The 10,093-nt window shown below is 63.2% G+C and carries 12 protein-coding genes; 4 read left to right on the forward strand and 8 right to left on the reverse strand.

From position 1 onward, the window contains the following. From PHW99_RS16300 to ureE, 3 genes are all read right to left on the reverse strand, one after another. The coding region (locus PHW99_RS16300) for a GTP-binding protein (protein WP_300179994.1) at nt 1–343 on the reverse strand (343 nt) is incomplete at its 3' end. A 49-nt stretch (nt 344–392) separates the two neighbouring features. After that, nucleotides 393–1,070 carry an urease accessory UreF family protein gene (locus tag PHW99_RS16305; protein ID WP_300179997.1) on the reverse strand — a complete coding sequence of 226 codons (678 nt, stop codon included), beginning with the start codon at nt 1,068–1,070 and terminating at the stop codon, nt 393–395. A 6-nt stretch (nt 1,071–1,076) separates the two neighbouring features. Beyond that, nucleotides 1,077–1,661: an urease accessory protein UreE gene (ureE, locus tag PHW99_RS16310; RefSeq protein WP_300180000.1), complete on the reverse strand. Its 585-nt coding sequence runs from the start codon at nt 1,659–1,661 to the stop codon at nt 1,077–1,079. Nucleotides 1,662–1,745: 84 nt separating this feature from the next. On the opposite strand from ureE, the gene PHW99_RS16315 reads away from it, so the two are divergent. Together PHW99_RS16315 and PHW99_RS16320 are read left to right on the forward strand one after the other, a co-directional pair. Next, complete coding sequence (locus tag PHW99_RS16315; RefSeq protein ID WP_300180003.1) at nt 1,746–1,970, forward strand: AbrB/MazE/SpoVT family DNA-binding domain-containing protein; 225 nt, start codon at nt 1,746–1,748, stop codon at nt 1,968–1,970. Next, nucleotides 1,967–2,365, forward strand: coding sequence for a type II toxin-antitoxin system death-on-curing family toxin (locus PHW99_RS16320; RefSeq protein ID WP_300180006.1), 399 nt, complete (start codon nt 1,967–1,969; stop codon nt 2,363–2,365). The genes PHW99_RS16315 and PHW99_RS16320 overlap by 4 nt, the downstream gene beginning before the upstream one ends. 3 nt (nt 2,366–2,368) lie before the next feature. Here the strand turns inward: PHW99_RS16320 and PHW99_RS16325 are convergent, their stop codons facing one another. From PHW99_RS16325 to PHW99_RS16345, 5 genes are read right to left on the reverse strand one after another with little or no spacing between them, the layout of a single operon-like run. After that, nucleotides 2,369–2,827: a GNAT family N-acetyltransferase gene (locus PHW99_RS16325; RefSeq protein WP_300180009.1), complete on the reverse strand. Its 459-nt coding sequence runs from the start codon at nt 2,825–2,827 to the stop codon at nt 2,369–2,371. Between the two features lie 5 nt (nt 2,828–2,832). After that, nucleotides 2,833–4,581 carry an urease subunit alpha gene (ureC, locus tag PHW99_RS16330; RefSeq protein ID WP_300180012.1) on the reverse strand — a complete coding sequence of 583 codons (1,749 nt, stop codon included), beginning with the start codon at nt 4,579–4,581 and terminating at the stop codon, nt 2,833–2,835. Nucleotide 4,582: 1 nt separating this feature from the next. Next, nucleotides 4,583–4,912, reverse strand: a complete 330-nt coding sequence (locus PHW99_RS16335; RefSeq protein WP_300180015.1) for an urease subunit beta — start codon at nt 4,910–4,912, stop codon at nt 4,583–4,585. A gap of 24 nt (nt 4,913–4,936) precedes the next feature. Next, a complete protein-coding gene (locus PHW99_RS16340; RefSeq protein ID WP_300180018.1) occupies nt 4,937–5,539 on the reverse strand; it encodes a HupE/UreJ family protein in 603 nt (200 codons plus the stop codon). A gap of 59 nt (nt 5,540–5,598) precedes the next feature. Next, on the reverse strand, nt 5,599–5,901 hold the full coding sequence (locus PHW99_RS16345) for an urease subunit gamma (protein WP_300180021.1): 303 nt from the start codon (nt 5,899–5,901) through the stop codon (nt 5,599–5,601). A 94-nt stretch (nt 5,902–5,995) separates the two neighbouring features. On the opposite strand from PHW99_RS16345, the gene PHW99_RS16350 reads away from it, so the two are divergent. Both PHW99_RS16350 and PHW99_RS16355 read left to right on the forward strand, forming a co-directional pair. Continuing rightward, nucleotides 5,996–9,526, forward strand: a complete 3,531-nt coding sequence (locus tag PHW99_RS16350) for an ATP-binding protein (RefSeq protein WP_300180026.1) — start codon at nt 5,996–5,998, stop codon at nt 9,524–9,526. Beyond that, nucleotides 9,516–10,093 (forward strand): response regulator (locus PHW99_RS16355; RefSeq protein WP_300180029.1); only part of this gene is annotated, 578 nt, incomplete at its 3' end. The genes PHW99_RS16350 and PHW99_RS16355, both read left to right, overlap by 11 nt.

The following is a 10,093-nucleotide window of genomic DNA, read 5'->3' on the forward strand; positions in this document are numbered from 1 at the left end:
ACTCCACAAACACGATGTCCGCGTTGGGATAGTCCACCAGCATGCGGTCGATGGCTTCCAGATTGATCGAGCAGTCTTCGCGGATGGCGGTGTGCGGGCAACCGCCGGTTTCCACCCCCATGATGCGCTCGGCCGACAGCGCGCCGCTGACCGTGAGCAGGCGCTGGTCTTCCTTGGTGTAGATGTCGTTGGTGATGGCCACCAGATCGTACTTGTCGCGCATGGCTTTGCACAGCATCTCCAACAGCGTGGTTTTGCCGGAGCCGACCGGGCCGCCAATCCCCACGCGCAAGGGGGGCAGGGGTTTGCTGCGGTGTTGGATGTGGTGCAGGGGTGTGTTCATGGCTTGGTTACTATCAAATATATAGCTATCAGCGCTTGTTTTATCCGGGCTAGGACCTGAAAAGTCTTGAATATTGCACTTCATGCTGAGCACTCAGGATGGCCAGCATGGGGGAAAAGGCCTGGCGCGTGTCGTCAGTCAGCGCCAGCGCCTGATCGACGGCAGCGGGAATCTCTGCGGCCAGCTTGGAGAGGATGCGCTGCCCGGCGCTTTGCCCCAGCGGCACCGACTTGATGGCGGCTTGCACCATGTTCTCAGCCCAGCCAAAGGCACAGGCCAGCAGGCAGTCGCGCAGCGGCGCGCCGGTGCTGCTGGCGGCCAGGGCAAAAGTCAGCGGGTAGGTCGGCTGCTGGGTGGCCAGCAGGCCGATTTGGGCGGTGCTGGCCGTGGTGTGGTTGCGCAACCAGTCCAGCAGGCTGCGGCCCATTTGTTCGGTTTGCGCACGCAGTTCACTGCTTTCGCGGGTTTGCAGCACCCAGGCGTTGAGCTGGGCAATGCGGCGGTGGTCTTGCGCCTGCCAGGCGGGAATGGCCTGCGCAATCACCGCCAGGTCAGCGCGCGCCAGCGTGCTGTGGAGCTGATCGGCCAGCCAGTCGGAGGCTTCTGTTTCGGTCGTTACCCGCGCAGACTCCACGGCAGCCTCCAGGCATTCCGAGTAGGAAAAACCGCCAATCGGCAAAGCCGGGGAGGCCAGCCACATCAGCTGCATCAGGCTGCTGTCTTGCATGGGGCATCAGTGATGGTGGCCGCAGCCGGGGCCATGCACATGGGGTGCGGCGGGGTCATCCGGTGGCGTGTGGCTGTGGTCATGGCTGTGATCGTGGTCATGCTCGTGGCCGTGGTGGTGACCGCCAAAGTGCCCGCCAGTGGCGTAGGCGCCGTTTTCCGGTTCAAACGGCTCATTCACCTCGCTCACGATCAAATGCATGGCGTGCAGCATGTCGGCCAGCACATGGTCGGGTTCGATTTTGAGGTGATCGGGCTTGAGTTCAATTGGCACATGGCGGTTGCCCAGGTGGTAGGCGGCGCGAATCAGGTCAAACGGCGTGCCGTGTTCGGGGCAGTGGGTGATTTTCAGCACGGCTTGCGGGGCCGCCCAGACTTTGATCAGCGAGCCATCGTGTGCCACCAGCACGTCACCGCCGCGCACCACCGTGCCGCGCGGCAGAAAAATACCGAGCTGGCGACCAGTGGAGTCGGTGGCTTCAAAACGGCTTTTCTGGCGTACCTCCCAGTCCAGCTCCACGTGACAAGCGCGCTTGAGCAACGCGGCGGCCAGACCTGCGCCTTGAGGGATGAGTTTGGAGATGTGCAACATAGGCGGTGGACTCTGTGAAAGTGGTGGCGTGTCAAGGAAAAACTTGATAATATAACAATCGTTATAACAGTCAAGGATCAAGCCATGTCAGCACTCAAACTCACCCAAATCGGCAACTCGGTCGGTGTGATCTTGCCCAAAGAGGTGCTGGCGCGCCTCAACCTGGAAAAAGGCGACACCCTGTTTCTGAGCGATGCCGCCAATGGCATCATGCTCACGCCTTACGACCCAACGTTCGACATGCAAATGACAGAAGCCCGTCGCATCATGAAAAAGCGCCGTGATGTCTTGCGCGAGTTGGCCAAATGAGCGCCGAGCGCCAAACTTGGGCATGGCTTGAGCCGGCGCTGATTCATGCGGTGCATGAAGAGCAATTGGCAGAACATGGCGGTGGCACTGGCTTGCGCGATGCCAATTTGCTGGGATCGGCATTGGGCCGCCCCGAGCAACTTGCCTGTTACGGCACCCCGGATGTGGCCGACCTTGCAGCGGCTTACGGCTATGGCATCTCACGTAACCATCCTTTTATTGACGGCAACAAGCGCACCGCCTTTGTGGCAACCGAACTGTTTTTGGCATTGAATGGATTTGACCTGCTTGCCAATGATGTCGAATGTGTGATGACCATGCTTTCCGTGGCCGCAGGCGAGATCGAAGAAGCAGCATTTGCCCAATGGATTCGTCAGCATATACAAGCCCGCTAAGCGTTACGCCAGCACCTTGGTCATGAACAGGCTGTACGGGTCCAGCACATAGTCGGCAAACGGGCCGCATTCCACAAACCCTTCACTCGCATACAGCTTTTGCGCCGCCGCAAAGGGCGCGTGGGGGCCGGTTTCCAGGCTGAGGCGCTGGATGCCTCTGGCCCGTGCGGCGGACTCGATGTGCCGCAGGATGGCCCGCGCCACGCCCTTGCGCACATGGGCACTGGCGGTGCGCATGGACTTGAGTTCGCCAAAGCTGGCACTGTGCTGTTTGAGGGCGCCGCAGCCCATCAGATCCTCGCCGTCCCAGGCTGTCCAGAAGGTGATGGACGGATGGCGCAGGGCTTCCAGGTCCAGCGCATGCACACTCTCCGGTGGTGAGTGTTCGTGCATGGCATTTAGATGCACTTGCAGCAAGGCCTGGATGGCGCTGCCTTGCAAATCGTCGATGCGGATGTCCATGGTTTTCAGAACAGGAAATAGCGTTGCGTCATCGGCAAGCTCACTGCCGCCTCACAGGTCAGCAGCTGGCCATCGGCACGCACGCTGTAGGTCTGGGCATCGATCTCCATGGTGGGCAGGTAACTGTTGTGCACCATGTTTGCTTTTCGCACGCCACGGATGTCTCTGACGGCGCTGAGGGTTTTGCTCAGGCCAAAACGCGCCTGGATGCCCGCCTTCAACCCGGCTTGGGACACAAAGGTCAGCGACCCCTTGGCAACCGCCCCGCCAAACGCGCCAAACATCGGGCGGTAATGCACCGGCTGCGGGGTCGGGATCGACGCATTCGGGTCGCCCATGGCGGCCAGGGCAATGAAGCCACCTTTCAGAACCAGCGCCGGTTTCACGCCGAAGAAGGCCGGTTTCCAGACCACCAGATCGGCCCATTTGCCGACCTCAATGCTGCCCACCTCGTGGCTGATGCCATGGGCAATCGCCGGGTTGATGGTGTACTTGGCCACATAACGTTTGGCGCGAAAGTTGTCGTTGCGGTTGCTGTTGTCCGCCGAGTCCGCGCCCGTGCCGGACGCGGGTGGCAGCCAGCCGCGCTGCGCCTTCATCTTGTGCGCCGTCTGCCAGGTGCGGATGATGACTTCACCGACGCGGCCCATGGCCTGGCTGTCGCTGCTCATCATGCTGATGGCACCCAGGTCATGCAGCACGTCTTCGGCGGCAATGGTTTCCTTGCGGATACGGCTTTCGGCAAAGGCCAGGTCTTCGGCTATGCCGGCATCCAGGTGGTGGCAAACCATGAGCATGTCCACATGCTCGTCCAGCGTGTTCTGGGTGTAGGGCATGGTCGGGTTGGTGGAGCTGGGCAAAAAGTTGGCTTGGCCGACCACTTTCAAAATGTCTGGCGCATGGCCGCCACCGGCCCCTTCGGTGTGAAAGGCGCAGAGTCCTCGGCCCTTGGTGGCGGCGATGGTGTTTTCCACAAAGCCGGATTCGTTGAGTGTGTCGGAGTGGATGGCGACTTGCACGTCGGTCTCTTCGGCCACGTCCAGGCAGTTGCTGATGGCCGCCGGGGTGGTGCCCCAGTCTTCATGCAGCTTCAAGCCAATCGCTCCGGCGTTGACCTGCTCATGTAACGCCGCAGGCAGGCTGGCGTTGCCCTTGCCCAGAAAACCCAGGTTCATCGGGAATGCATCGGCGGCTTGCAGCATGCGTTCGATGTTCCAGGAACCCGGTGTGCAGGTGGTGGCAAAAGTGCCGGTGGCCGGGCCCGTGCCGCCGCCCATCATGGTGGTGACACCACTGGCCAGCGCTTCTTCAATCTGCTGCGGGCAGATGAAGTGGATGTGGCAGTCAATGCCGCCGGCGGTGACGATGTTGCCTTCACAACTGATGATTTCGGTGCCGGGGCCGATGATGATGTCCACCCCCGGCTGGGTGTCGGGGTTGCCCGCCTTGCCGATGGCGACGATGCGCCCGTTCTTCAAGCCAATGTCAGCCTTGACGATGCCCCAGTGGTCCAGGATCAGGGCGTTGGTCATCACACAATCGACCGCGCCTTCAAAACGGGTGCGCTGGCTTTGCGCCATGCCGTCGCGAATGGTTTTGCCGCCACCGAACTTGACCTCTTCACCGTAGCTGCCTGCCAGCAGCGTGTAGTCTTTTTCTACCTCGATCAGCAGCTCGGTGTCGGCCAGGCGCACCCGGTCGCCTACGGTGGGGCCAAAAATTTCTGCGTAAGCGCGTCGTCCAATGCTTGCCATATCAGCGCTTTCCCTGGTTGCTTGCGTCAACGGGGCCATTCGTCAGACCACGAAAGCCGTAAACGATGCGCTCACCCGCGTAGTCCACCAGCTCCACCGTGCGCTGCTGGCCCGGCTCAAAGCGCACTGCGGCACCTGAGGCAATGTTCAGCCGCTTGCCCAGTGCCGTCATGCGGTCAAACTGGAGGGCGCCATTGGTCTCGGCAAAGTGGTAATGCGAGCCGACCTGGATCGGCCGCTCTGAGGTGTTGGTCACCACCAGCGTCAGCGTGCGCCGACCGGTGTTGAGGGTGTGTTCGCCATCAAGGGGAATGATTTCTCCGGGGATCATGCAGTGTCCTTTGCGCCAAACAGGTCAGGCCAATTGCAGCAGCAGCGCGCCGCCCAGCAGGGCCACGGCAGCACCCACCGCGCGGGGCAGCCAAAGCGGACTGCGGCGCAACGCCCAGCCCAGGCCCAAGCCGCTGGCGTGCAGCAGCAAGGTGGCGCACAGCAGGCCCGCCAGCACCTCAAAGGCATGGGCACTGTTGCTCAACTCCAGGCCATGCGCCACACCATGAAACAGGGCGAACCCCCCCACCAGGGCGGCAGCGCCCCCAGCGGGCAGACGCAGGCGCGAGATCACCAGCAGGCCCAGCACCAGCAAGGAGGCTGCAATCATCGGCTCCACCGTCGGCGGTGCCAGACCTTCCACGCCCAGCATGGCGCCCAGCAGCAGCATATTGGCAAAGCCCAGCGGCCCCCATAACAACTCCGGCCCGGCGCGGCGTGCGCTCAGGGCGCTCCACAGGCCCACGGCCACCATGGTGGCCAGATGGTCCAGGCCCTGCAAGGGATGAGTGAAACCGCTGAAGAAACCCGCGTGAACCGAGATTTCGGTGCCTAAATGGGCGTTGGCCCGGGTGGATAAAGCATATGTAGCTATAAAAACAATAGCTAATTTGAGTTTTTGATTCATTCAAGTCCTTGAGGTTGACGCTTCAAAATGGGGCTGGTCTTTGGGCAGGCCGGGGGTGTTCATACGATGGGTTGGTGCACCGTGACCAGCTTGGTGCCGTCGGGGAAGGTGGCCTCGACCTGGATGTCGGGCAACATCTCGGCAATGCCGTCCATCACGTCGGCGCGGGTCAGGATAGTGCGCCCGTGGCTCATCAGCTGCGCTACGGTCTGGCCGTCACGCGCGCCTTCCATCACGGCGGCGCTGATCAGGGCCACGGCTTCTGGGTAGTTGAGCTTCAGGCCGCGGGCCTTGCGGCGCTCGGCCAGCAGGGCGGCGGTGAAGATCAACAGCTTGTCTTTCTCTCGCGGTGTTAGTTCCATACAGCTCATAACGCAAAAGCCGTGCCTGAGTTTTCGCAGCCCAGAGGGATCGCCGTGCGGGTCTGGCGTGGCATGAATACTGCAAAGCCAGGGTGTGAACACCGCGTCTCTCCCCACCCCTACCCCCGTAGCCGAACCCCATGCCCCCCAGCGCATCACGCTGGTGCGCCGGGACTACAACGGCTGGGTGGCCAGTGAAACGCTGGAAGACTACGCCCTGCGGTTTGCACCGCAGCGTTTTCGCAAGTGGTCGGAATGGCGTGTCGCCCAGACAGCGCTTGGCGGGGCTGCTGCGTTTTTGATACTGGAGGCAGTGGGCGCCACACTGCTGGTGCAGTATGGGTTTGTCAATGCGTTCTGGGCCATCCTGGCTACCGGCCTGATCATTTTTCTGGCCGGGCTGCCGATCAGCGTGTATGCCGCTCGTTACGGCGTGGACATGGACCTGCTGACACGTGGTGCCGGCTTTGGCTACATCGGCTCGACCATCACCTCGCTGATCTACGCCTCGTTCACCTTCATCTTTTTTGCGCTGGAAGCCGCCGTCATGGCCTATGCGCTGGAGCTGGCGCTGGGCATCCCGGTGCGCTGGGGTTATCTCATCTGTGCGCTGGCGGTGATTCCGCTGGTGACCCACGGGGTGTCCACCATCAGCCGCCTGCAGGTCTGGACTCAGCCGCTGTGGCTGCTGTTGCTGCTGGTGCCCTTTGTCTATGTGCTGCTGCGCGACCCCGGTGCGTTTTCCGGGGTGTTGCACTATGTTGGTGAGAAGGGCGCCGCCGAGGGGTTCAGCCTGCCTTTGTTTGGTGCGGCGCTGACCGTCGGGGTGGCGTTGATGACCCAGATGGGGGAGCAGGCCGACTACCTGCGGTTCATGCCGGTGTGCACCGCGGCCAACCGGCGCCGCTGGTGGTTGGGTGTGTTGGCGGGCGGGCCGGGCTGGGTGATCCTGGGCGTGCTCAAAATGCTGGGCGGGGTGCTGCTGGCCTACCTGGCCATCAGCCACGCCGTGCCGCTGGAGCGCGCGGTCGACCCCAACCAGATGTACTTGGCGGCGTATGAGTATGTGTTTCCACATTACGGCTGGGCGGTGGCGGCCACGGCCCTGTTTGTGGTGCTGTCGCAGCTCAAGATCAACGTCACCAACGCCTATGCCGGCTCACTGGCCTGGAGCAATTTTTTCTCGCGCCTGACACACAGCCACCCCGGTCGCGTGGTGTGGGTGGTGTTCAACACGCTGATTGCGGGCGTGTTGATGGAACTCAATGTGTTTGCCGCGCTGGGGGATGTACTGGGCCTGTATTCCAACATCGCCATTGCCTGGATGATGGCGGTGGTGGCGGACCTGATCATCAACAAGCCGCTGGGTCTGTCGCCACCGGGCATCGAGTTCAAGCGCGCCCATTTGTATGACGTCAACCCGGTCGGGGTGGGCGCCATGGCACTGGCCTCGTTGCTGTCGGTCACGGCCTATCTGGGATTGTTCGGGCCGCTGGCACAGGCCTTTTCGGCGCTGATTGCGCTGGGCACGGCCTTGTTGGCCTCGCCGCTGATCGCCTGGGCGACCCGGGGCCGTTACTACCTGGCGCGCCAAAGCCTGGGCGCCGCGGGGGAGCGCGCCGAGGCGGGCGCCGGTGCGCTGTACCCGCTCAAGCGCTGTGTGATCTGCGGCCACGATTACGAAGCCCCTGACATGGCGCATTGCCCGGCCTATCAGGGGGCAATCTGCTCCTTGTGCTGCACGCTCGATGCGCGTTGTGGTGACCTATGCAAGCCCCACGCCACGCTGGGTCGCCAGTGGTCGGTCTGGCTGCACTGGCTGCTGCCACGCGCCGCCTGGGCCTATCTGGACAAGGGCCTGGGCACGTTTGTGATGTGGATGCTGGTGATCGCGCCGCTGCTGGCGGCGGTGTTTGGTCTGCTGTACCACCAGGAGACGCGCCTGCTGGCGCAGACCGCGGCGGATGCGCCGACGCTGCAGGCCGCGCTGGACGCCTTGCGCTCCGGGTTTGTCAAAGCCTACATGGCCCTGGTACTGATTGCCGGGCTGGTGGCCTGGTGGGTGGTGTTGGCGCACCAGAGCCGCCAGGTGGCGCAGGAAGAGTCCAACCGGCAAACCCGGCTGCTGATGCGCGAAATCGAATTGCACCGCCAGACTGACCAAGCGCTGCAACAGGCCAAGCAGGTGGCCGATCAGGCGCGCCAGACGGCAGAGCAGGCTCACCGGGCGGCTGATCTGGCCAACCAGGCCAAAAGCCGTTACATCAGCGCCATCAGCCACGAGCTGCGCACACCGCTCAACAGCATCCTGGGTTATGCGCAGCTGATGGGGGAAGATGCCGGTATCCCGCCGCACCGCAAACAGGCGGTGAACGTGATCAAGCGCGGTGGCGAGCATTTGCTGTCGCTGATTGAGGGTACGCTGGACATGGCCCAGATCGAGAGTGGCAAGCTGACGCTGAACGTCAGCCCCATGCCGTTCGAAGACTTTGTACATGATCTGGCTGGCCTGTTCGAGCTGCAGGCGCAGGCCAAGGGCCTGGCGTTTTGCTGCGACATCAGCGGCCCCCTGCCGCAGGTGGTGCGGGCTGACGAAAAACGGGTGCGCCAGATCCTGATCAACCTGCTGGGTAACGCCATCAAGTTCACCGCGCAGGGGCGGGTGACCCTGCGCCTGCGTTATGCCCGCGAGATGGCGGCCATCGAGATCGAAGACACTGGGCCGGGCCTGTCAGCGGCGGAACTCACGCGCATTTTTGAACCCTTTGCCCGCGCCCAGGGTGCTGGTGTGGCCGCGCCGGGGGCCGGGCTGGGTTTGACCATTGCGCGCATGTTGACCGACCTGATGGGGGGCAGCATGTCGGTGACCAGCACCCCCGGGCTGGGTTCCACCTTCAAGGTCAAGCTGTTTTTGCCCGAGGTCCACCAGGCCAGCGACCACCCGCATCGGCGCTGGGGCCCACGGGCGCGCCTGGGGTATGCCGGGGTGCGTCGGCGCCTGCTGGTGGTGGACAACGAAGAGGCCGACCGCGAGCTGCTGGTCAAGCTGCTGCAGCCGCTGGGGTTTGAGATGCGTACCGCCGCCAGCGGCCACGACTGCCTGGACCTGCTGGTGGCCGGCTACCGGCCCGATGCCATCCTGATGGACCTGGCCATGCCGGGCATTGATGGCTGGGAGACCATCCGGCGGCTGCGCCAGCTGCAGGCCAACAGCCCGCCGCCTTTGCCCTGCATCGCCATCGTCTCGGCCAACGCCTTTGACCGCGGGCTGGACAACGATGTGGGCATTCCCAGTGAAGATTTCATCGTCAAACCGGTGCGTCATGCTGACCTGCTGGATTGGCTGGAACGCCGCCTGAACCTGAGCTGGCTGGAGACACCCACCCCCCAGGTGAGCGCGTCAGCGGCATCCGCGGCGACGCTGGTGCAGCCACCACGCCAGCAGCTTGACAAACTGCGCGAACTGGTGGCGCTGGGCTATTACCGTGGGGTGCTGAACCAGCTGGACCTGATTGAGGCCAGCAGCCAGCACCACGCGCCGTTTGTGGCCCGCATGCGTGAGCTGGCTCGCCAGTTCCAGTTTGAATCCATGTCGCGCCAACTGGACCTGCACCATGCCGACTAAACCGCCACCGCTGCTTGACGCTCCCTTGCTGGAACGCACCCTCAACCGTGCCAACAGCGACGTGGTGCTGATTGTTGACGACGTGCCCGACAACCTGGCCATGCTGCACGATGCGCTGGACGAGTCCGGCTACACCGTGCTGGTGGCCACCCACGGTGAGGCCGCCCTGCAGCGCGCCGTGCAAGTGCTGCCCGACATCATCCTGCTCGACGCCATGATGCCTGGCATGGACGGCTTCGAGGTGGCGCGCCGCCTCAAGGCCATGGCGCAAACCGCCCACATCCCGATCGTGTTCATGACCGGCCTGCTCGACACCGACTACCTGGTGGCGGCGCTGGAGTGTGGTGGGGTGGACTATGTGACCAAGCCAATCAAGCCCAAAGAGGTGCTGGCGCGCATGGCCGTGCACCTGCAGAGTGCACGCGAGCGACGCCAGGCCAGGAGCGCGCTGGATGCCTTTGGCTACGCCAGCATCACGGTGCGGGTCAGTGATGGCCGCCTGATGTGGCAAACCCCGCTGGCACGCGCGCTGCTCCAGCGTTATTTCGGCACCCAGGCCCCGACCAC

It is taken from the genome of Rhodoferax sp. (assembly GCF_028689305.1).
Lineage (GTDB): Bacteria > Pseudomonadota > Gammaproteobacteria > Burkholderiales > Burkholderiaceae_C > Rhodoferax.

What these genes read in the sequence shown, in the direction of transcription:
- PHW99_RS16320 (WP_300180006.1), top strand. Translation starts at nt 1,967, where the DNA reads ATGAGCGCCGAGCGCCAAACTTGGGCATGGCTTGAGCCGGCGCTGATT.
- ureC (WP_300180012.1), bottom strand. Translation starts at nt 4,581, where the DNA reads ATGGCAAGCATTGGACGACGCGCTTACGCAGAAATTTTTGGCCCCACC.
- PHW99_RS16335 (WP_300180015.1), bottom strand. Translation starts at nt 4,912, where the DNA reads ATGATCCCCGGAGAAATCATTCCCCTTGATGGCGAACACACCCTCAAC.
- PHW99_RS16315 (WP_300180003.1), top strand. Translation starts at nt 1,746, where the DNA reads ATGTCAGCACTCAAACTCACCCAAATCGGCAACTCGGTCGGTGTGATC.
- PHW99_RS16325 (WP_300180009.1), bottom strand. Translation starts at nt 2,827, where the DNA reads ATGGACATCCGCATCGACGATTTGCAAGGCAGCGCCATCCAGGCCTTG.
- PHW99_RS16305 (WP_300179997.1), bottom strand. Translation starts at nt 1,070, where the DNA reads ATGCAAGACAGCAGCCTGATGCAGCTGATGTGGCTGGCCTCCCCGGCT.
- PHW99_RS16340 (WP_300180018.1), bottom strand. Translation starts at nt 5,539, where the DNA reads ATGAATCAAAAACTCAAATTAGCTATTGTTTTTATAGCTACATATGCT.
- ureE (WP_300180000.1), bottom strand. Translation starts at nt 1,661, where the DNA reads ATGTTGCACATCTCCAAACTCATCCCTCAAGGCGCAGGTCTGGCCGCC.
- PHW99_RS16345 (WP_300180021.1), bottom strand. Translation starts at nt 5,901, where the DNA reads ATGGAACTAACACCGCGAGAGAAAGACAAGCTGTTGATCTTCACCGCC.